This window comes from Bradyrhizobium sp. SZCCT0153, assembly GCF_018129995.1.
In the GTDB taxonomy this organism is placed as follows: Bacteria; Pseudomonadota; Alphaproteobacteria; order Rhizobiales; family Xanthobacteraceae; genus Bradyrhizobium; species Bradyrhizobium japonicum_G.
Map to the genome: position 1 here is coordinate 962,494 of NZ_JAFCKS010000003.1, position 20,333 is coordinate 982,826.

Genomic DNA, 20,333 nt, shown 5'->3' on the forward strand with positions numbered 1-20,333 from the left:
CCCGATGCCGGCCTTTTCAAGCATGGAACGACTATAGCCAGAGAATGGCGGGTGACAGCGCCTGCCGCCTCTTATATCCGGTGAAGCATGGACAGCGTCGCGACTGAGCAGAAGGCCGAGGTGGATGATCGCTTCGACACCGCGCGGATCACCGCCGCGGTCGATGCGCTTGCCGAAAGGCACCAGGGACGCGAGGACGCGTTCCGCACCGCCATGGCACAATTGCTCAAGGCCGAGCTGATCGCTGCGCGTGCCGCAGCACAGGCGATCCTGCTGAAGGACCGCCACGGCCGCCGCTGCGCAGAGCGGCTCTGCCACGTGCAGGACGAGATCATCCGCATCCTGTATTCGGCCGCGACCCGCCATCTCTACCGCTCGCCGATCCCCAGCGGCGCGGAGCGCATGGCGGTGGTCGCGACCGGCGGCTATGGCCGCGGCCTGATGGCTCCCGAGTCCGACATCGACCTGCTGTTCATCCTGCCCTACAAGCAGACCGCCTGGGGCGAGCAGGTCGCCGAAGCCATCCTCTATTGCCTCTGGGACATGGGGCTGAAGGTCGGGCACGCCACGCGTTCGGTCGACGAATCGATCCGCCAGGCGCGCGGCGACATGACCATCCGCACCGCGATCCTGGAGACGCGCTTCCTGACCGGCGACCAGCCGCTCTATGACGAACTGGTCGAGCGTTTCGACAAGGAAGTGGTCCAGGGCACCGCGTCCGAATTCGTCACGGCAAAGCTCGCCGAGCGCGAAGAACGTCACCGCCGCGGCGGCCAGTCGCGCTATCTGGTCGAACCCAACGTCAAGGACGGCAAGGGTGCCTTGCGCGACCTGCACACGCTGTTCTGGATCGCCAAATACGTCTATCGCGTCCGCGACACCGACGAGCTGGTCGAACGCGGCGTGTTCGACGCGCAGGAATACCGCACCTTCCGCCGCTGCGCCGACTTCCTCTGGTCGGTGCGCTGCAACCTGCACTTCTACTCCGGCCGCGCCGAAGAGCGCCTCTCCTTCGACCTCCAGCGCGAGATCGCGGTCCGGCTCGGCTACACCTCGCATCCCGGCATGCAGGACGTCGAGCGCTTCATGAAGCACTACTTCCTGGTCGCCAAGGAAGTCGGCAACCTCACCGCCATCCTCTGCGCCAAGCTCGAGGACCAGCAGGCCAAGCCCGCGCCGGTGCTGAGCCGGATGATGGCGCGGCTGCGCCCCACCCCCGTGAAACGGCGCGTCCCGGACAGCGACGACTTCATCGTCGACAACAACCGCATCAATGTCGCCGCGCCCGACGTGTTCAAGCACGACCCGGTCAACCTGATCCGCATCTTCCGCCTGGCGCAGAAGAACAACCTCGCCTTCCACCCGGACGCGATGCGTGACGTGACGCGCTCGCTCGGCCTGATCAACGCGCAGATGCGCGAAAACCCGGAAGCGAACCGGCTGTTCATGGAGATCCTGACCTCCGATAACGCCGAGATCGTGCTGCGGCGGATGAACGAGACCGGCGTGCTCGGCCATTTCATCCGCGCCTTCGGCAAGATCGTCTCGATGATGCAGTTCAACATGTATCATCACTACACCGTCGACGAGCATCTGATCCGCTGCATCGGCTTCCTCCAGGACATCGAGCGCGGCGGCATCGAGGAGTTCACGCTCGCCAGCGACCTCATGCGCAAGAGCCGGCCCGAGCACCGGTCGGTGATCTACATCGCGACGCTGCTGCACGACGTCGCCAAGGGACGGCCCGAGGATCACTCGATCGCCGGCGCCAAGGTGGCGCGGCGGCTGTGCCCCCGGCTCGGCTTCAGTCCGGCCGACACCGAGCTCGTGGCCTGGCTCATCGAGGAGCATCTGACGATGTCCACGGTCGCCCAGTCGCGCGACCTCTCCGACCGCAAGACCATCGAGAATTTCGCCGCCGTGGTGCAGTCGGTCGAGCAGATGAAGCTGCTGACGATCCTGACCACCGCCGACATCCGCGGCGTCGGTCCCGGCGTATGGAACGGCTGGAAGGCGCAGCTGCTGCGCTCACTCTATTACGAGACCGAGCCGGTGTTGACTGGCGGTTTCTCGGAAGTCGACCGCGGCAAGCGGCTGACAGCCGCGCACGCCGAATTCCGCATGGCCTTTGCCGAGTGGCCGCCGGAGGAGCTCGATGCCTATATCGGCCGCCATTATCCGGCCTACTGGCTCAAGGTCGAGCTGCCGCGCAAGATCCGCCACGCCCGCTTCGTCCGCTCCAGCGAGCAGGCCGGCCACAAGCTCGCGATCAATGTCGGCTTCGACGAGGTCCGCGGCGTCACCGAGCTGACCATCTTCGCCGCCGACCATCCCTGGCTGCTGTCGATCATCGCGGGCGCCTGCGCCTCGGCCGGCGCCAACATCGTCGACGCCCAGATCTACACCACGACCGACGGCCGCGCGCTCGACACGATCTCGATCTCCCGGGAATACGACCGCGACGAGGACGAGGGACGGCGCGCCACCCGCATCGGCGAGATGATCGAGGACGTGCTGGAAGGCAAGCTGCGCCTGCCCGAGGTGGTGGCACGGCGCACCGTGCGCAGCAAGGCGCGGCCGTTCGTGATCGAGCCGGAAGTGACCATCAACAACCAATGGTCCGACCGCTACACCGTGATCGAGGTCTCCGGGCTCGATCGCCCCGGCCTGCTCTACGAGCTGACCACGGCGATCTCCAAGCTGAACCTCAACATTGCCTCGGCCCATGTCGCCACCTTCGGCGAGCGTGCCCGCGACGTGTTCTACGTCACCGACCTCCTCGGCGCGCAGATCAACGCGCCGACCCGCCAGGCCGCGATCAAGAGCGCGCTGACCCATGTGATGGCGGGCGAGAAGCCGGTTCAGCCGGCGGCGTGAGCACGCCGAGACCTAAACCTCCACCCCTTCATGCCGCAGCAGCCAGCGCTTGCGTGCGAGGCCGCCGCCGTATTTCACCAGCGAACCGTCCGCGCCGATCAGGCGGTGACAGGGCAGCACCACGCTGATCGGGTTGGAGCCGTTGGCATGGCCAACGGCACGTATGGCCTTGGGCATGTCGATCTCTGCGGCGAGCGCACCGTAGCTCATCGTTGTGCCGGCAGGTATTTTCGTCAGCGCGGTCCAGACCTTCTGCTGGAACGGCGTGCCGGCAATGCGCCATGCGATGCCTGAGAGCTGGTCGAGATCGCCGTCGAAATAGCGCGACAGCGCAGTCCGCATGGCCGCCGGCGCGGACCGGTCACTCAGATCCACCGTGCCGTAGTGCAGGCGCAAAAGCTCGCGCATGCGGTGCTCGTAATCCTCCCAGTCGAGCGCGCGCAAGGAGCCGTCAGTATCGGTGACGAGCAGCGCGATCCCGATCGGCGTCGGCAGGCGATCGATGCCGAAGCTTGCAGACAGTTTGCTTGATCGCGCGGCCATTGCGGCACCATTGCATCGGAACATGCCATCGCACTTGCCATGCCGGCCGTGCTAACGTCCACCCGAAAGCTGACGCTTTTGGGGGAGCTCAACTTGATCTGGATCGCCAATGTTTTGGTGGCGCTGGTCGCCGCACTGCACATCTTCTTCCTGATCCTGGAGATGTTTCTCTGGGACCAGCCGCTGGGCCTGAAGGTCTTTCGCAACACGCCGGAGAAGGCCGAGATCACGAAAGTGCTGGCCGCCAACCAGGGGCTCTATAACGGCTTCCTGGCCGCCGGCCTGATCTTTGGCCTCGTCCACGGCAATCCGGCCTTCGCATTCCAGATCAAGGCATTCTTCCTGCTCTGCGTGATCGTGGCCGGCGCTTACGGCGCGGCGACCGTCAGCACGCGCATCCTGATGGTGCAGGCGCTGCCGGCGGCGGTCGCCCTGGTTGCATTGTTTCTCGCCTGAGACGCTACGGCGCAGTGCCGCGATCCTTGCGCGGCGGCGAACGTTCCTCCACACTCTTCGGCAGCGATGGCGACCGTTGCAATCAACGGGAAAAGACCATCGACCGGAAAATTCCGTCAGGAGGAACAACCCCACATGAGCAATCGCACAGCTTTTATAGCTACGACGGCGGCGCTCGCCTTCGCGTTCACCGCCAGCCAAGGCTTCGTAAGCCAGGCCCTCGCCCAGAAGAAATACGACACCGGCGCGAGCGACACCGAGATCAAGATCGGCCAGACCGTGCCGTTCTCCGGCGCCTACTCCGTCTACGCCAATATCGGCAAGACCCAGGCGGCCTACTTCAAGATGATCAACGATCAGGGCGGCATCAACGGCCGCAAGATCAATCTGATCCAGTATGACGATGCCTATTCGCCGCCGAAGACCGTCGAGCAGGTGCGCAAGCTCGTCGAAGGCGACGAGGTCCTCTTCACCTTCCAGATCATCGGCACCGCGGCCAACGCCGCCGTGCAAAAATATCTCAACGGCAAGAAGGTCCCGCAGCTGCTGGCCTCGACCGGCGCCGCGCGCTTCAACGATCCCCAGAACTATCCCTGGACCATTGCCTATAATCCCAACTACGTGTCCGAGGGACGCATCTACGCCAAGTACATTCTCAAGGAGCATCCGAACGCCAAGATCGGCGTGCTCTACCAGAACGACGACATGGGCCGCGATTATCTCGCTGGCCTCAAGAGCGGCCTCGGCGACAAGGCCGCCAGCATGATCGTCGGCGAAGTCTCCTACGAGGTCACCGATCCGACGGTAGACTCGCAGGTGGTCAAGCTGAAGTCGCTGGGGGCTGATCTTTTCTACGATGCCTCGACGCCGAAATTCGCGGCGCAGGCCATCAAGAAGGTCGCCGAGCTCGGCTGGAACCCGGTGCATATCCTCGACATCAATGCGAGCCCGATCTCGGCGACGCTGAAGCCGGCCGGCCTCGACATCTCCAAGGGCATCATCTCGACCCAGTACGGCAAGGAGCCAGGCGATCCCCAGTGGAAGGACGATCCGGGCGTGAAGGCCTTCTTCGCCTTCATGGACAAGTATTTCCCCGAAGGCGACAAGCTCAACACGGTCAATACCTATGCCTATTCGGTCGCCGAGCTGCTGACGCAGGTTCTGAAGCAATGCGGCGACGACCTGTCGCGTGAAAACGTGATGAAGCAGGTCGCCAACATCAAGGACTTCACCCCGAGCTTTGCGCTCCCCGGCATCAAGATCAACACCGGACCGAACGACTACCGCGTCAACAAGCAGATGCAGATGATGAAGTTCAACGGCGAACGCTGGGAGCTGTTCGGACCGATCATCGAGGATGCGGGACCCTCGGGTTAGCCTCCCTTGGCGGGGTGGGTTGCACCGGCGGACTACCCCTCGCGTAGCCGCGGGCGCACCCACCCTACGAACTGCGGGCGCGTCCCCGCCTTGCGTTGCAGCAACGCCTCCTCCACAATCGCCCTCAGCGATGACATCAGGTGCGCAGGAGTGCTCGGATCGATCATCGGCGATAACAAATTGAGGAAATTGCGAATGAGGAACGGTATTCTGCATCTGGCCACGGCAACGGCGCTGACCCTGGCGCTGTCGGTCTCAGCGGCCAATGCCCAGAAGAAATATGATCCGGGCGCGAGCGACACCGAAATCAAGATCGGTCAGACCAACCCGTTCAGCGGCCCCGCCTCCGCTTACGCCACGATCGGCAAGACGCAGGCCGCCTACTTCAAGATGATCAACGATCAGGGCGGCATCAACGGCCGCAAGATCAACCTGATCCAGTACGACGACGCCTATTCGCCACCGAAGGCCGTGGAACAGGTGCGCAAGCTCGTCGAGAGCGACGAGGTGCTGCTCACCTTCCAGCTTCTCGGCACCCCGTCGAACGCTGCCGTGCAGAAATATCTCAACGCCAAGAAGGTACCGCAACTCTTCGCGGCCACCGGCGCCTCGAAGTTCACGGACCCAAAGAACTTCCCATGGACGATGGGCTTCAATCCCAACTACTTCGTCGAAGGCCGCATCTACGGCCAGTATATCATCAAGAACCATCCGAACGCCAAAGTCGGCGTTCTCTACCAGAATGACGATCTTGGAAAAGACTATCTGAACGGCATCAAGGCCGGGCTTGGTGACAAGGCCTCCAGCATGATCGTTGCGGAAGCCTCATACGAGGTCTCCGATCCCACCGTCGATTCGCAGATCCTCAAGATCAAGTCGGCGGGTGCCGATTTGTTCTTCAGCGCCACGACGCCGAAACAGGCCGCGCAGGCGATCAAGAAGATCGCCGAGCTCGACTGGCATCCCGTGCACATTCTCGACATCAACGCCACTTCGGTCGGCGCCGTGATGAAGCCCGCAGGACTTGAAGCCTCCAAGGGAGTGATCAGCGTCAACTATGGCAAGGATCCGCTCGATCCAAGCTGGAAGAACGATCCGGGCATGAAGAAATATTTCGAGTTCATGGCCAAGTACTATCCGGACGGCGACAAGGACTCGAGCTTCAACAGCTACGGCTACTCGACCTCGCAGTTGATGGCTTACGTGCTCCAGAAATGCGGCGACGACCTAACCCGCGAAAACGTCATGAAGGTCGCCACCAGCCTGAAGGACGTGGAGCTCGACCTGTCCCTGCCCGGCATCAAGGCCAACACCTCGCCGACCGACTACCGCGTCAACAAGCAGCTTCAGATGATGAAGTTCAACGGCGAGCGCTGGGAGCTGTTCGGCCCGATCATGGAGGACGCAGGCCCGGCAGGTTAGCGGTTGTGCGAATTCTGAATTGCGATCGGCGGCCTGCGGGCCGCCGATTTTTTGGCGTCGCCCAGTCCATCACCGTCAGCCTGAGGTGGCCGCTTCTTCAGCGGCCCTCGAAGGGCGACGGCCCGGCTGGCAGCTTGGCCGTGCATCCTTCAAGGCTCGCAAGAGCTCGCATCTCAGGATGACTGGGAGAGATCGTCGCTTTGGGCGACGTCTACTCCGGTATTTCCCCAAAATTCTTCCCCACCGGCAGCACCGCGTGCCGGATCAGGCGCGAGTCCTCCACGGCCGCCTGCCTGTGCTTCACTGCTTCGCGATAGACGGGATCGCGGATCATTTCGACGAACGCACTGACGCTTGGGTATTCGGCGATGAAGCAATGGTCCCAGCGCTCCTCTTGCGGGCCGATCAGCATCAGCTCGAATTTGCCCTGCCAGACGATGCGGCCGCCGAGGCGCTCGAACACCGGGCCGCTCTCGCGGCCATAGGCCGCATAGGCTTCCGCGCCGCTCGCCTTGCGACCGTCGGGATAGGCCGCCTCGCTGCGCAGGCGCACCAGATTGAGCATGTGGATCGGACCGGGGCGGTCGTTGTCCCGGAACTGCGCGAAGATTTCCTTGGTCGGATCGATGTGGCCCATGCCGGTGTTCCCTCTTGTTTTATGACGGCGATCCTAGCTCCAGCCTCGAAGAGGCGGAACTGCGGCCAGCGAATGCCGCACCTCCTAATCGCGCGTTAACGTCCGGGTAACCGGGCCTTAAACAGCGACCGCTAGCGTGCGGCAGGGCGGGCTGACCGGGCGTTTGCGTATGGGGTTGGGAAAGAAAAAGGGTGGGCGGAAGGAGCCGCTGTTCGGCTTGCCCGCGGCGCTCTCCGATCTGCGCCTGAGCGCGGCGGACCGCATCCCCGGCGGCGACGACAAGCCGAAGAAATCAGCCAAATCGTCCGCCAAGCGCAAGAGCGAGGATTCCGGCGACGAGCCGCCGCGGAAGGCCCCGGCCCGCAGCGGCGCCAAGCGGCGATCCAAATCGCGCATCGGCGCCGGTCTCGGCCGCCTGGTCTATTGGGGCGCGGTGCTGAGCCTGTGGGGCGTGATCGCCGTGATCGGTGTCGTGATCTATGTCGGCGCCCATCTGCCGCCGATCCAGTCGCTCGAAATCCCCAAACGGCCGCCGACGATCCAGATCGTCGGCATGGACGGCAGCCTGCTGGCGCAGCGCGGCGAGATGGCCGGCGCCAACGTCTCGCTGAAGGACCTGCCGCCCTATCTGCCGAAGGCCTTCATCGCCATCGAGGATCGCCGCTTCTACTCGCATTTCGGCATCGACCCGGTCGGCATCCTGCGCGCGCTGGTCACCAACGTGCTCCATCGCGGCGTGTCGCAGGGCGGCTCGACGCTGACGCAGCAGCTCGCCAAGAATCTGTTCCTGACCCAGGAACGCACCATGGCGCGCAAGCTGCAGGAGGCGGAGCTTGCGATCTGGCTGGAGCGCAAGCATTCCAAGAACGAGATTCTCGAGCTCTACCTCAACCGCGTCTATTTCGGCTCCGGCGCCTATGGCGTCGAGGCCGCCGCGCAGCGCTATTTCGGCAAGCCGGCCAAGAATGTCACGATTGCCGAGGCCGCGATGCTGGCCGGGCTCGTCAAGTCGCCCTCGCGGCTCGCGCCGAACCGCAATCCGGAGGGCGCCGAAGCGCGCGCGCAGATCGTGCTCGCGGCGATGGCGGACGCCAAGTTCATCACCGAAGCACAGGCGCAGGCCTCGATCGGCCAGCCCTCCTACAACGTGAAGCCGGTCGGCGCCGGCACGATCAACTACGTCGCCGACTGGATCGGCGAGGTGCTGGACGATCTCGTCGGCCAGATCGACGAGAGCATCAAGGTCGAGACCACGATCGATCCGAAGCTGCAAAGCGTGGCGGAAGCCGCCATCATCGACGAACTCGCGGCCAAGAGCGTCAAGTTCAATGTCAGCCAGGGTGCCCTGGTGGCGATGACGCCCGACGGTGCGGTGCGCGCCATGGTCGGCGGGCGGAACTATTCCGAGAGCCAGTACAATCGCGCGGTGACGGCCAAGCGCCAGCCGGGCTCCTCGTTCAAGCCGTTCGTCTATCTGACCGCGCTCGAGCAAGGTCTGACGCCGGACACGGTTCGCCAGGACGCCCCGATCGAGGTCAAGGGCTGGAAGCCCGAGAACTACACCCATGAATATTTCGGCGCGGTGACGCTGACGCAGGCGCTGGCGATGTCGCTCAACACGGTCGCCATCCGCCTCGGCCTCGAGGTCGGGCCGAAGAACGTGGTGCGCACCGCGCACCGGCTCGGCATCTCCTCGAAACTCGAGCCCAACGCCTCGATCGCGCTCGGCACCTCCGAGGTCTCCGTGGTCGAACTGGTCGGCGCCTATGCGCCGTTCGCCAATGGCGGCCTCGCGGTGGCGCCGCATGTCGTCACGCGGATCAGGACGCTCGGCGGCAAGCTGCTCTACATGCGCCAGCCCGATGAGCGCAACCAGGTGATCGAGCCGCGCTATGTCGGCATGATGAACGCGATGATGCGCGAGACCTTGATCAGCGGCACCGCCAAGAAGGCCGAGATCCCCGGCTGGCCGGCCGCCGGCAAGACCGGCACCAGCCAGGATTACCGCGACGCCTGGTTCATCGGCTACACCGCCAACCTCGTCACCGGCGTCTGGCTCGGCAATGACGACAATTCGCCGACCAAGAAGGCAACCGGCGGCGGCCTGCCGGTCGAAGTCTGGTCGCGCTTCATGAAAGCGGCGCACGAGGGTGTGCCGGTAGCGAACTTGCCGAGCTCACCCGGTGGCTGGGGCCTGTCGAACCTCGCGCAGGCCGCCTCGCAGGTGTCGCCGCCAACAGCGGCCGCAACAGCTCCGGCAAGCAATGGCGGCTATCGCCCGCCGCCCACGCGCGCCAATGTGCGGCCGGAGGCGTCGGCAGGACTTGATGGCTGGCTGATGGACCGGCTGTTCGGCGGCAACAGATAGCTTCCGCCTGAGGCCTTGGTGGCCTCAAGACAAAACCGCGAAAACAACCCCATGCACAGTAGCCGGTGATTGCCGGCGTGATGCGCGCTGAATCCATCGAAGGGTTTGATGCGGCGGATCAATCAGGCGCCGTGACGCAAAGCGCTGGCATCGCCGCATTTTCCGTTGTCTTCGCCCGTGAGGCTGGCAGCGGAAGCCTAATCCTCGGCCCCGTAGCGGTGCAGGTCGTTGCCGTGGGTGTCGAGCCACTTCTTGGCGCGCTCCATCGACGGACACACCTTGCCGCACACGCGCCAGAACCGCGCCGAGTGGTTCATCTCGACGAGATGGGCGACCTCGTGGGCGGCGAGATAGTCGAGCACGAAGGGCGGCGCGAGGATCAGGCGCCAGGAGAACGACAGCGAGCCGGCCGAGGTGCAGGAGCCCCAGCGGCTGGACTGATCGCGGATCGAGAGCCGCTTCACCTTGACGCCGAGTTCCGCGGCATAGGCTTCCGCCGAGCGCTGGAGATCGCGGCGCGCCTCGCGCTTGAGGAAGTCGCTGACGCGGCGATCGACATGTTCGACGCCGCCGGCAACGCAGAGAATGCGTTCGCCGCTATCGCGCACCTCGGTCCACACCGTGCCGCGGGTACCGGCGCGATGCACGATCCGGTGGGAAACACCGCGAAGCGGTATCACCGTGCCAGGCTGAAACGGCGCGGCCTTCGGCAAACGGCCGAGACGCGCCGCGATCCACGCGCCGTGACGCTGCGCGAAATCCTTGGCTTCGGCCAGCGTGCCGCGCGGCGGCATGGTGAGGATGGCTTCGCGATCGCTCGGATGAATTCTGAGCGTATAACGGCGCGCGCGGCGATGCCGCCGCAGCCTGATCGCGAAATATTGCGATCCATGGGGGATGAGGAGGGTCTTGGGTTCGTGGGGCCGCCGATAGAGGAGCGCGCGAGTGGCCATGTCTGTCAGTCCGGGGGGCAGGAGTGCGCCCGGATTCTGCCATAACCGCCGCCAGGGAAAGCGCTCGGCGCAAAAACAAATCATTTGCCCAATATACAGGGGTCTGGCGTCCGGGAGACCCTACAGACTGGGGTTGGAACCAGCTTTTTTCGCCCCCTCCGGACGCATGCGGCACCCCCAAGAGGTGAGGGAGGACTCACTCCTATAAAGCTACCTAAATACCGCGAATCTGGCGGGAACCTGGCCTGTCGGAACCTCCGACAGGGCGACGATTTTCAGCGGGAAAGCCGAAAAACGCGCCCAGAGCCGCTCCGATGGAATCGGAACGGCTCTGGATTCCTATCTTGACGCGTTTTCTTTACGCGAACCGGACGCCACTTCGCTCGAAAACGCTCTATTCGGCCGCGAGAGCCTGCAACGAGCTCGGATTCGCAGCCGAGACCATGAAGTCATGGATGCGCGGCACGATTTCCGACTTGAAACGCGAGCCGTTGAACACGCCGTAATGTCCGACGCCCTTCTGCACGTAATGAACGCGGCGGTGATCGGGGATCGAGCTGCACAATGTGTGCGTCGCTTCGGTCTGACCGAGCCCGGAGATGTCGTCGTTCTCGCCTTCGACCGTCATCAGAGCCACGCGCGTGACCTTCGAGGGATCGACGCGTGTTCCACGATGGGTCATCTCGCCCTTCGGCAGCGAGTGCTTCACGAACACGGTGTCGACCGTCTGCAGGTAATACTCGGCGGAGAGGTCCATCACCGCGAGATACTCGTCGTAGAAGTCGCGATGCTTGTCGGCGAGGTCGCCGTCGCCTTTCACCAGATGGGCGAAGAGCTGCTTGTGGGCGTCCATATGGCGGTCGAGATTCATGCTGATGAAGCCGTTCAGCTGCAGGAATCCCGGATAGACGTCGCGCATCATGCCAGGATGCGGGAACGGCACCTTGGTGATGACGTGATTGCGGAACCAGTCGATGCCGCGCTCCTGGGCGAGGTCGTTCACCCCGGTCGGATTGCGGCGGGTGTCGATCGGCCCGCCCATCAACGTCATCGACGTCGGCACGAACGGATCGCGCTGCGCTTCCATGATCGAGACGGCAGCGACGACGGGCACGGAAGGCTGGCACACCGCCAGCACATGCGTATTGCCGCCGAGGACGTGCAGCATCTCGATGACGTAGTCGATGTAGTCGTCGAGATCGAAGCGGCCGTCGCTGAGCGGCACCATGCGGGCATCGGCCCAATCGGTGATGTAGACCTCATGCGCCGGCAGGAAAGCCTCGACCGTGCCGCGCAAGAGCGTCGCATAATGGCCGGACATCGGCGCGACGATCAGCACGCGCGGCTGCGGGCTGCGCAAGGGACGGGTGAACTTGCGATCGAAATAGAGCAGCCGGCAGAACGGCTTTTCCCAGACCGAGCGGACCTCGACGGGAACGCGGATGCCGTTGACCTCGGTGTCGTTGAGACCCCATTCCGGCTTGCCGTAGCGGCGCGTGGTGCGTTCGAACAATTCGCAGGCCGCGGCAACCGATTTGCCGACCTCGGTGCGCGCCCACGGATTCAGCGGATTCTGAAACAGCAGCTTGGTCGCGTCGGTGACTGCACGGGCCGGATTGAGAGAGGCGTGCGCCATCTCGTACATCCAGTACATCGGCGTCGTCAGGATCGGACTGCCCTCTGCAGCCAGGGGCGGGGCGCCGCCAAACTCACCAATAGGCATCGCTATATCCTTCTTCGCATCGCAGCATACTGCCGAATGCGTAATATTGCGTCAATGCATGGTTCCGTACATTTACGTGGTGATGACAGTTAAACCAGCCTGAATCCACGAGAAAGTGACGTTATTCGCCGCCTGACAGCAGCGACCCTTGCTTCCTGGCGCTACGCAAAAGGGCAAGGAATGCCCCAAAAGATGCAACCAGCAGCACCGCGTTGATGGCCAACGCACTCAACATCAGATCGGTCCTGAAGGCGTTTTCGATCAGCAACGCGCGCATGCCTTCGAACACGTAGGTCGGCGGCAGCGTCCAGGCGACATATTGCAGCCAGACCGGCAGCACGCTGACGGGATAGTAGACGCAAGCGAGCGGCATGATCCCGAACATCAAGGTCCAGACGATGCTCTCGGCGCCGAGGCCGTTTCGCAGCACCAGGCCGGATACGAAGATGCCGACCGACCAGCTCGTGAAGATCAGATTGCAGAATAACGCGATCAGCGGCAGGCCGAGCGCATAAACGTTGAAATGAAACAGGAACAGCGCGAGCAGCGTCATCGGGATGACGCCGATCGCGAGCCGGATCAGGCTCATGATCATCAGCGACAGCAGAAACTCGATGGGCTTGAGCGGGCTCATCATGAGATTGCCGAGGTTGCGCGCCCACATCTCCTCCAGGAACGAGATCGAGAAGCCGAGCTGGCCGCGGAACAGGATGTCCCAGAGGATGACGGCGCCGATCAGGGTGCCGCCGGCGCGCGCGAAGAAATTGGCGTTCTGGGCGATGTAGAGCTGGAGGAAGCCCCAGGTAATCACCTGCAGCGCCGGCCAGTACAGCAGTTCCAGCAGCCGCGGCCACGATGACAGCAGGAGGTACCAATAGCGCAGGATCATCGCACCGATGCGCTGCAAGGAGATGCCGCGATGGAGGGAGGCCTGGTTCATCGCGCCGTCTCCTGAACCCCGTTCACCCGGCCGCGCGCGACGTCGAGGAACACCTCCTCCAGCGTGGTGCGATTGTAGCGGGCCATGATGGCTTCGGGCGTGTCATCGTCCTCGATGCGGCCGCGCTTCATGATGATGACGCGGTCGCAGAGCCGCTCGACCTCGAGCATGTTGTGCGAGGCCAGCAGGATGGTGGCGTTGTTAGCCTTGCGGTAGCGCTCCAGATGGCTGCGGACCCAATCGGCCGTGTCGGGATCGAGCGAGGCGGTCGGCTCGTCCAGCAACAGCAGCTCGGGCTGGTTGATCAGCGCCTTGGCGAGCGCGACGCGGGTCTTTTGCCCTGCGGAGAGCTTGCCGTTGGCGCGGTCGATGAAATCGGTGAGGTCGAGATCGGCGGCGAGCGTCGCGATGCGGTCGGACAGGTTCTTCACCGCATAGAGATTGCCGAACACGGTGAGGTTCTGCCGCACCGTGAGCCGCATCGGCATGTCGACATAGGGGCTCTCGAAATTCATCCGCCCCAGCACGGCCGCGCTCTCCTCGGGCATGCGATGCCCCAGCACCTGCACGCGGCCGGAGGTCGGCAGCACCAGGCCCATGATCATCGCGATGGTCGTGGTCTTGCCGGCGCCGTTGCCGCCCAAAAGCCCGGTGATGCTGCCGCGCGGAAGCGAAAACGAGATATCGTCGACGGCGCGCGTCTGCTTGTAGACCTTGACGAGGTGATCGACCGCAATGGCCGCAGAGGAGCTGCGCTCCGCGACAGTCGGCGGACTTGAAGCTTTGTCGTTCCCGGTCATGCTGGGCGTTCTTCTGCTATTGCAGCTGATAGCGCAAGGCTTGTAATCCGGGTGGTTCCGCGAGCCCCGCGTTTGTGACCGAGAAGGCACCGCCACATTGGCCGACATGACCGAAATTGCCGCCTCCGACTTTCGCCCTTCGCAGAGGCATATCCGCCTGGACACGATCCTGCGGTTGCGCTGGCTGGCGGTGCTCGGGCAGCTCGCCGCGATCTTCATCGTGGCGCAGGGGCTGGAGTTCAACGTCGAGATCGTCCCCTGCGTCAGCATCATCGCCCTGTCGGCCGCGCTCAATCTGGCACTGCAAACCGTTTCCAATCCGATGCAGCGGCTGGAGCCGATGCAGGCGGCCGGACTGCTCGCGCTGAACATCGTGGAGCTGGCCGGCCTGCTGTTCTTCACCGGCGGGCTGCAGAACCCGTTCTCGTTCCTGTTTCTCGCACCCGTGCTGATCTCGGCCACCGCGCTGCCGGCCCGCTTCACCTTCGGCCTCGGCGTGCTCGCCGTGGCCTGCGCTTCCGCCCTGTTCTTCTTCCATCTGCCGCTGCCCTGGGATTCCGACGATCCGCTGGTGCTGCCGCCGATCTATCTCGTCGGCGTCTGGCTCTCGATCGTGCTCGCGATCGGCGTCACCAGCCTTTATTCGTTCCAGGTGACCGAGGAGGCGCGCAAGCTTGCGGACGCGCTGGCGGCGACCGAGCTGGTGCTGACGCGCGAGCAGCATCTGACCCAGCTCGACGGCCTGGCCGCGGCGGCCGCGCACGAGCTCGGCACGCCGCTCGCGACCATCTTCCTGATCTCGCGCGAGCTGCAAAACACGGTGAAGGACCCGGTCTTTGCCGCCGACCTGAAAACCTTGCGCGAGCAGACGCAGCGCTGCCGCGACATCTTGAGCAAGATCACCCAGCTTTCCTCCACCGGCGCGCCGTTCGACCGCATGAAGCTGTCGGAGCTGATCGAGGAAGTGGTGGCGCCGCATCGCGATTTCGGCGTCGACATCAAGGTGCGGATCGCGGTCGCGATCGTGGCCGAGCCGGTCGGCTCGCGCAATCCGGCGATCCTCTACGGCGTCGGCAACATCGTCGAGAACGCGGTCGATTTCGCCCGCACCACCGTCGAGGTGAATGCATGGTGGAACAAGGACACGATCGAGCTCGTGATCTCCGACGACGGCCCCGGCATTCCGCCGGATATCCTTAACCGGATCGGCGAGCCCTATCTGTCGCGGCGGCGCAACCTGGACGACGGCGGCGGCGAGCGGCGCGGCCTCGGGCTTGGCGTGTTCATCGCACGCACCTTGCTCGAACGCACCGGCGCCAAGGTCTCGTTTACCAACCGGACCTTTCCGGAACACGGCGCCGTGGTCCAGATCAGTTGGCCGCGAGAGCGTTTTGAGGCTATCGAGACCTTCGAGGAAACAATAGGATAGGCCGCGACCTTGCGTCGCACGGGCGGGCCGATCGACTATTGGCGGCCTTGGCACCGCCCGATTGCGACGCCATATGTAGATGTGCAGGACAAAGGACAACACCTTGAACGCCATCGCCGAACTGAACGAACAGACCGACCGCTCGCTTCTCATCGTGGAGGACGACAAGCCGTTCCTTGAGCGGCTGTCGCGTGCCATGGAGACGCGCGGCTTTGCGGTGACGTCGTGCGACACGGTTTCCGATGGTCTTGCGCAAATCGGCAAGGCCGCGCCCGCATTCGCCGTGGTGGATCTGCGGCTCGGCGACGGCAACGGCCTCGACGTGGTCTCGGCGCTGAAGAAGAAGCGTCCCGACGCCCGCGCGATCGTGCTGACCGGTTACGGCAACATCGCCACCGCCGTCACGGCGGTGAAGATGGGCGCGATCGATTATCTCTCCAAGCCCGCGGACGCCGACGACGTCGTCGCCGCGCTGCTGTCGACGAGCGCGGAGAAATCCGAGCTGCCGACCAATCCGATGTCCGCCGACCGCGTCCGCTGGGAGCACATTCAGCGCATCTACGAGATGTGCAACCGCAACGTCTCGGAAACGGCACGCCGGCTCAACATGCACCGCCGGACGCTGCAGCGGATTCTGGCGAAGCGCGCACCGCGGTAACGGTCTCGCAGGGCGGGCAAAGGCGCGTAGCGCCGTGCCCACCACCTCTGCTTCCATCTCGAGCGGCTTGAATGGTGGGCGCGCTTTCGCTTTGCCCACCCTGCGACTTCATTCCCAAAAATCCGCATGCCCTTGCGGATCGACCAGGCGGTTGATCCGCAACGCTGCCGCCATCGCGAAACGCACCGTCATCCGCTTGCGCGTGGCCGCAGCGATCTTGTGCTCGGGCGCCTCGCACTGCATGTGCGCGCCATAGGGGTCGGCGATGATCAGGCCGGTGCCTTCAGGAAAGATCTCGCACGGCAGGTCCTGCGTGAAGGCAAAGAACAGCCGATCGCAATGGGCGCGGTACTCGTGCCATTTCTGGTCCGCGCGCAGATCCTCGACCGACGACTTGATCTCGACGATCCAGATCTCGCCGCGCTCGTTGAGCGCCACGAGATCGGCGCGCCGGCCCGAGGGCAGCGGCAATTCGCTGATGCAGGAGAAGCCGAGCGAGCGCAGCAACCGTGCCGTGCCGCGCGCGATCGCCAGCGCCGTCTCGGACTGACGGCGATCCGGCGGCGGCACCAGGGCGATGTTACGGGCGGGGTTGTCCATGGGGCAAGTTTAGCCGATTCCATCCACCGTGTCGTCCCGGCCCTCGCCGGGGCGGGAACCTCCCTCCTTCCTCGCACTTATCACGCAGCCGCCGCACCTCGGCGGGGACCATCGAGGCTGCGGCGCATGATCGACGATCTCTGGTACAAGAACGGCGTGATCTATTGCCTGTCCGTCGGCACCTACATGGATGCCGACGGCGACGGCGTCGGTGACTTCAAGGGGTTGCTGCGCCGGCTCGACTATCTGCACGGGCTCGGCATCACCACGATCTGGCTGATGCCGTTCCAGAATTCGCCGGGCCGCGACGACGGCTACGACATCGCCGACTATTACAGCGTCGATCCCCGCTACGGCACGCTCGGCGATTTCGTCGAGTTCGCCCACGGCTGCAAGCAGCGCGGCATCCGAATCATCATCGATCTCGTCGTCAACCACACCTCCGACCAGCATCACTGGTTCAAGGAGGCGCGGCGCGACAGGAACTCGCCCTATCGCGACTGGTATGTATGGTCGGACAAGAAGCCGGCCAATGCCAACAAGGGCATGGTGTTTCCCGGCGTGCAGAAATCGACCTGGACGCGCGACAAGGAAGCGGGTGCGTATTATTTTCACCGCTTCTACGACTTCCAGCCCGACCTCAACACCTCGAACCCGCACGTGCAGGCCGAGATCCTCAAGATCATGGGCTTCTGGATCCAGCTCGGCGTCTCCGGCTTCCGCATGGACGCCGTGCCGTTCGTGATCGCGACCAAGGGCGCCAAGGTGAAGAAGCCGGTCGAGCAATACGACATGCTGCGCGCGTTCCGCGAATTCCTGCAATGGCGGAAGGGCGACGCCATCATCCTCGCCGAGGCCAACGTGCTGCCGGAAACCGACATGGAATATTTCGGCCGCGATGGCGACCGCATGCACATGATGTTCAACTTCCACGTCAACCAGCATCTGTTCTATGCGTTGGCGTCCGGCGACGCGCGACCGCTGGCGAAGGCGCTGAAGGCGACCAAGCCGCGGCCGGCCGCCGCGCAATGGGGCCTGTTCCTGCGCAATCATGACGAGCTCGATCTCGGGCGGTTGACCAAGGCGCAGCGCGATCTCGTCTTCAAGCGCTTCGGCCCCGACAAGGACATGCAGCTCTACGACCGCGGCATTCGCCGCCGCTTCGCGCCGATGATCGGCGGGGACCGCAGGCGGCTCGAGCTCGCCTACAGCCTGATGTGCACGCTGCCGGGAACGCCCGTGATCCGCTACGGCGACGAGATCGCGATGGGCGATGATCTGTCGCTGCCCGAACGCAATTGCGCGCGCACGCCGATGCAATGGTCGACCGAGCCCCACGGCGGCTTCACCAAGAGCGACAAGCCGGCATGCCCCGTCATCGACAAGGGCCCCTACGGCTACCAGCACGTCAATGTCGCCAAGCAGCGTCGCGATCCCAATTCCATGCTGAACTGGACCGAGCGCATCGTCCGTATGCGCAAGGAGGTACCGGAGATCGGCTGGGGCGATTTCGCGATCATCGCGACGCGCGATCCCGCCGTGTTCATCATGCGCTACGACTGGCGCAACAACTCCGTGCTGTTCGTGCACAATCTCGGCGACAAGCCGCGCGAGATCGCGTTCTCGGCAGGGCTGCCTGGTGATGCCGGCGCGCACCTCATCAACCTGCTCGCGGAGGACCACAGCCACGCCGACAAGCGCGGCCAGCATCGCGTCGTGCTGGAGCCTTACGGCTATCGCTGGTATCGCGTCGGCGGGCTGGATTATCTGCTGAAGCGGAGTGATATCGACGAGAATAGTGCGGGCAACAAGCATCCGGGATAATTTCGAGATGCTGGAGTTTGCTCCGCTGCTTCCACGATCGTCATTGCGAGCGCAGCGAAGCAATGACGGGGAGATGGCGGCGGCTACCGCTCTGATTTTGCGGGACGACCGCTAGGGCGGCGCCACGATCACACCCTCATTGCCGCGCAGATCCAGTACGCCTTCGAGCTTCTCGCCTTCGCGGTCCAGAAACGTCGACAGCAGGATCTCGCTGCCGAAACGGATCGCGCTGGTAGTCACCGCGATCGGTTCGGGGCCGAGATTGAGCGCCACGATGACCGCCCTGCCCGCGGCCTCGCGGCGATAGACCAGGAGATCGCCTTGCGCCGCGATCGGATGATAGTCGCCCGAAACCAGCGGCGGAGAGGCCTTTCGCAGCGCGATCAGGCGCTTGTACAGGCCGAGGAGCGAGCGCGCATCGGCTTCGAAATTGACGACGTTCTCGCGGATATGATCCTCGGGCAGCGGCAGCCACGGCCTGACCTCCGAGAAGCCGGCGAAGTTGGAGGAATCCCACTGCATCGGCGTGCGGCAGCCGTCGCGCCCGACGCCGATGCCGGGGACGTTCTTCTCGAAGGGATCGCGCACGTCCGCAGGCGCGAGTGCGAGCTGGTGCATGCCGATCTCGTCGCCGTAATAGAGCGTCGGCGTGCCGCGCAACGTCAGCAACAGCATGGCGGCGACGCGGGCCTGCTCCGGGCCGACGCGGCTGGCGACGCGCGGCCGGTCGTGATTGCCGAGCACCCAGTTCGGCCAGGCGCCTCTCGGCAGCGCCTTCTCGTAATCCTCGATGATCTTCTCGATCGAGCGCGCGCTCCAGAACGTCGAGAGCAGCGCGAAATTGAACGGCATCTGCGCGCCGGTGAGGTCGTTGCCGTAATAGGCCACCAGCCGGTGCAGCGGCAGATAGATCTCGCCGATCAGCACGCGGGCGCGATACGCGTCGGTGACGCGCCGCATCTGCGCGATCACATCATGCACCTCCGCCTGGTCGGTGGAATATTGCGTCAGGATCCTTTCGTTCGGCGGCCGGCCCTCGACGTAATGCGGGTTTGGCGGATTGTCGCGGAATTCGGCGTCCTTGATCAGGTGCCAGATCACGTCGACGCGAAAGCCGTCGACGCCCTTTTCCAGCCAGAACCGCATCACATCGTAGATCGCGGCGCGGACGTCCGGATTGCGCCAGTTGAGGTCCGGCTGCTGGGCGAGGAAGGCGTGGTAGTAATATTGACCCGTCGTCTCGTCGAGCTGCCACGCGCTGCCGCCGAACTCGGACACCCAGTTGTTGGGCGCACCGCCGCCCGGCGCCGGGTCGCGCCACACGTACCAGTCGCGCTTGGGGTTGTCGCGCGAGGAGCGGCTCTCGACGAACCAGGGATGCTGGTCCGAGGTGTGGTTCGGCACGAGATCGAGGATCAGCTTCAGGCCGCTGTCGTGCACGGCGCCGAGCAGCGCATCGAAATCCGCCATCGTGCCGAACAGCGGCTCGATGCCGGTATAGTCGGAGATGTCGTAGCCGAAATCGGCCATCGGCGAGGGAAAGATCGGCGACAGCCAGATCGCATCGACGCCGAGAGACTTCACATAAGGCAGCCGCTGGAGGATGCCGGCGAGATCGCCGACGCCGTCACCATTCGAGTCCTGAAACGAGCGCGGATAGACCTGATAGAAAATGCCGTCGCGCCACCAATTGTCATCGCCCTGAGCCATGCCGGAAAACCCACCC

The 20,333-nt window shown here is 64.2% G+C and carries 16 protein-coding genes; 8 read left to right on the forward strand and 8 right to left on the reverse strand.

The window, feature by feature from the left end; genetic code table 11:
• Positions 1–87 precede the first annotated feature (87 nt).
• On the forward strand, positions 88–2,877 hold the full coding sequence (locus tag JQ572_RS18130) for a [protein-PII] uridylyltransferase (RefSeq protein ID WP_211383994.1): 2,790 nt from the start codon (positions 88–90) through the stop codon (positions 2,875–2,877).
• A 12-nt stretch (positions 2,878–2,889) separates the two neighbouring features.
• Here JQ572_RS18130 and JQ572_RS18135 read toward each other — a convergent pair whose 3' ends face one another.
• The gene (locus JQ572_RS18135; RefSeq protein ID WP_211383993.1) at positions 2,890–3,420 is read right to left on the reverse strand and encodes a methylated-DNA--[protein]-cysteine S-methyltransferase; all 531 of its coding nucleotides are present in this window, start codon (positions 3,418–3,420) and stop codon (positions 2,890–2,892) included.
• Positions 3,421–3,459: 39 nt separating this feature from the next.
• Here JQ572_RS18135 and JQ572_RS18140 point away from each other — a divergent pair, with 39 nt between their 5' ends.
• The 3 genes from JQ572_RS18140 (at position 3,460) to JQ572_RS18150 (ending at position 6,675) form a co-directional block, all read left to right on the forward strand.
• Positions 3,460–3,876 (forward strand): DUF1304 domain-containing protein, encoded by a 417-nt coding sequence (locus JQ572_RS18140; protein ID WP_249129073.1) that lies wholly within the window; start codon positions 3,460–3,462, stop codon positions 3,874–3,876.
• 135 nt (positions 3,877–4,011) lie between these two features.
• Positions 4,012–5,253, forward strand: a complete 1,242-nt coding sequence (locus JQ572_RS18145) for an ABC transporter substrate-binding protein (protein WP_211383991.1) — start codon at positions 4,012–4,014, stop codon at positions 5,251–5,253.
• A gap of 195 nt (positions 5,254–5,448) precedes the next feature.
• The gene (locus JQ572_RS18150; protein ID WP_211383990.1) at positions 5,449–6,675 is read left to right on the forward strand and encodes an ABC transporter substrate-binding protein; all 1,227 of its coding nucleotides are present in this window, start codon (positions 5,449–5,451) and stop codon (positions 6,673–6,675) included.
• 211 nt (positions 6,676–6,886) lie between these two features.
• Here the strand turns inward: JQ572_RS18150 and JQ572_RS18155 are convergent, their stop codons facing one another.
• Positions 6,887–7,312 carry a DUF1330 domain-containing protein gene (locus JQ572_RS18155; protein ID WP_211383989.1) on the reverse strand — a complete coding sequence of 142 codons (426 nt, stop codon included), beginning with the start codon at positions 7,310–7,312 and terminating at the stop codon, positions 6,887–6,889.
• 169 nt (positions 7,313–7,481) lie between these two features.
• Here JQ572_RS18155 and JQ572_RS18160 point away from each other — a divergent pair, with 169 nt between their 5' ends.
• The gene (locus tag JQ572_RS18160) at positions 7,482–9,680 is read left to right on the forward strand and encodes a transglycosylase domain-containing protein (RefSeq protein ID WP_211383988.1); all 2,199 of its coding nucleotides are present in this window, start codon (positions 7,482–7,484) and stop codon (positions 9,678–9,680) included.
• Between the two features lie 197 nt (positions 9,681–9,877).
• On the opposite strand, the gene JQ572_RS18165 is transcribed toward JQ572_RS18160, so the two are convergent.
• The 4 genes from JQ572_RS18165 to JQ572_RS18180 all read right to left on the reverse strand — a co-directional run bounded on the left by JQ572_RS18165 (position 9,878) and on the right by JQ572_RS18180 (position 14,096).
• The gene (locus JQ572_RS18165) at positions 9,878–10,717 is read right to left on the reverse strand and encodes a M48 family metallopeptidase (RefSeq protein ID WP_211383987.1); all 840 of its coding nucleotides are present in this window, start codon (positions 10,715–10,717) and stop codon (positions 9,878–9,880) included.
• 310 nt (positions 10,718–11,027) lie between these two features.
• Positions 11,028–12,356, reverse strand: coding sequence for a polyhydroxyalkanoate depolymerase (locus tag JQ572_RS18170; RefSeq protein ID WP_211383986.1), 1,329 nt, complete (start codon positions 12,354–12,356; stop codon positions 11,028–11,030).
• A gap of 121 nt (positions 12,357–12,477) precedes the next feature.
• Positions 12,478–13,296: an ABC transporter permease gene (locus JQ572_RS18175; RefSeq protein WP_211383985.1), complete on the reverse strand. Its 819-nt coding sequence runs from the start codon at positions 13,294–13,296 to the stop codon at positions 12,478–12,480.
• Positions 13,293–14,096: an ABC transporter ATP-binding protein gene (locus JQ572_RS18180; RefSeq protein ID WP_211383984.1), complete on the reverse strand. Its 804-nt coding sequence runs from the start codon at positions 14,094–14,096 to the stop codon at positions 13,293–13,295. The genes JQ572_RS18175 and JQ572_RS18180 overlap by 4 nt, the downstream gene beginning before the upstream one ends.
• A gap of 106 nt (positions 14,097–14,202) precedes the next feature.
• Between JQ572_RS18180 and JQ572_RS18185 the strand changes: the two genes are divergently transcribed.
• Together JQ572_RS18185 and JQ572_RS18190 are read left to right on the forward strand one after the other, a co-directional pair.
• Positions 14,203–15,525: an ActS/PrrB/RegB family redox-sensitive histidine kinase gene (locus tag JQ572_RS18185; RefSeq protein ID WP_211383983.1), complete on the forward strand. Its 1,323-nt coding sequence runs from the start codon at positions 14,203–14,205 to the stop codon at positions 15,523–15,525.
• A 103-nt stretch (positions 15,526–15,628) separates the two neighbouring features.
• Positions 15,629–16,183: an ActR/PrrA/RegA family redox response regulator transcription factor gene (locus tag JQ572_RS18190; RefSeq protein ID WP_008141807.1), complete on the forward strand. Its 555-nt coding sequence runs from the start codon at positions 15,629–15,631 to the stop codon at positions 16,181–16,183.
• Between the two features lie 108 nt (positions 16,184–16,291).
• Here JQ572_RS18190 and JQ572_RS18195 read toward each other — a convergent pair whose 3' ends face one another.
• Complete coding sequence (locus JQ572_RS18195; RefSeq protein WP_211383981.1) at positions 16,292–16,783, reverse strand: MmcB family DNA repair protein; 492 nt, start codon at positions 16,781–16,783, stop codon at positions 16,292–16,294.
• Between the two features lie 126 nt (positions 16,784–16,909).
• On the opposite strand from JQ572_RS18195, the gene JQ572_RS18200 reads away from it, so the two are divergent.
• A complete protein-coding gene (locus JQ572_RS18200; protein WP_211383980.1) occupies positions 16,910–18,607 on the forward strand; it encodes an alpha-amylase family protein in 1,698 nt (565 codons plus the stop codon).
• Between the two features lie 111 nt (positions 18,608–18,718).
• Here JQ572_RS18200 and JQ572_RS18205 read toward each other — a convergent pair whose 3' ends face one another.
• Positions 18,719–20,317 carry an alpha-amylase family glycosyl hydrolase gene (locus tag JQ572_RS18205; protein ID WP_211383979.1) on the reverse strand — a complete coding sequence of 533 codons (1,599 nt, stop codon included), beginning with the start codon at positions 20,315–20,317 and terminating at the stop codon, positions 18,719–18,721.
• Positions 20,318–20,333: the final 16 nt, after the last annotated feature.

What these genes read in the sequence shown, in the direction of transcription:
- JQ572_RS18130 (WP_211383994.1), top strand. Translation starts at nt 88, where the DNA reads ATGGACAGCGTCGCGACTGAGCAGAAGGCCGAGGTGGATGATCGCTTC.
- JQ572_RS18135 (WP_211383993.1), bottom strand. Translation starts at nt 3,420, where the DNA reads ATGGCCGCGCGATCAAGCAAACTGTCTGCAAGCTTCGGCATCGATCGC.
- JQ572_RS18140 (WP_249129073.1), top strand. Translation starts at nt 3,460, where the DNA reads ATGCCGGCCGTGCTAACGTCCACCCGAAAGCTGACGCTTTTGGGGGAG.
- JQ572_RS18145 (WP_211383991.1), top strand. Translation starts at nt 4,012, where the DNA reads ATGAGCAATCGCACAGCTTTTATAGCTACGACGGCGGCGCTCGCCTTC.
- JQ572_RS18150 (WP_211383990.1), top strand. Translation starts at nt 5,449, where the DNA reads ATGAGGAACGGTATTCTGCATCTGGCCACGGCAACGGCGCTGACCCTG.
- JQ572_RS18155 (WP_211383989.1), bottom strand. Translation starts at nt 7,312, where the DNA reads ATGGGCCACATCGATCCGACCAAGGAAATCTTCGCGCAGTTCCGGGAC.
- JQ572_RS18160 (WP_211383988.1), top strand. Translation starts at nt 7,482, where the DNA reads ATGGGGTTGGGAAAGAAAAAGGGTGGGCGGAAGGAGCCGCTGTTCGGC.
- JQ572_RS18165 (WP_211383987.1), bottom strand. Translation starts at nt 10,717, where the DNA reads ATGATTTGTTTTTGCGCCGAGCGCTTTCCCTGGCGGCGGTTATGGCAG.
- JQ572_RS18170 (WP_211383986.1), bottom strand. Translation starts at nt 12,356, where the DNA reads ATGCCTATTGGTGAGTTTGGCGGCGCCCCGCCCCTGGCTGCAGAGGGC.
- JQ572_RS18175 (WP_211383985.1), bottom strand. Translation starts at nt 13,296, where the DNA reads ATGAACCAGGCCTCCCTCCATCGCGGCATCTCCTTGCAGCGCATCGGT.
- JQ572_RS18180 (WP_211383984.1), bottom strand. Translation starts at nt 14,096, where the DNA reads ATGACCGGGAACGACAAAGCTTCAAGTCCGCCGACTGTCGCGGAGCGC.
- JQ572_RS18185 (WP_211383983.1), top strand. Translation starts at nt 14,203, where the DNA reads ATGACCGAAATTGCCGCCTCCGACTTTCGCCCTTCGCAGAGGCATATC.
- JQ572_RS18195 (WP_211383981.1), bottom strand. Translation starts at nt 16,783, where the DNA reads ATGGACAACCCCGCCCGTAACATCGCCCTGGTGCCGCCGCCGGATCGC.
- JQ572_RS18200 (WP_211383980.1), top strand. Translation starts at nt 16,910, where the DNA reads ATGATCGACGATCTCTGGTACAAGAACGGCGTGATCTATTGCCTGTCC.
- JQ572_RS18205 (WP_211383979.1), bottom strand. Translation starts at nt 20,317, where the DNA reads ATGGCTCAGGGCGATGACAATTGGTGGCGCGACGGCATTTTCTATCAG.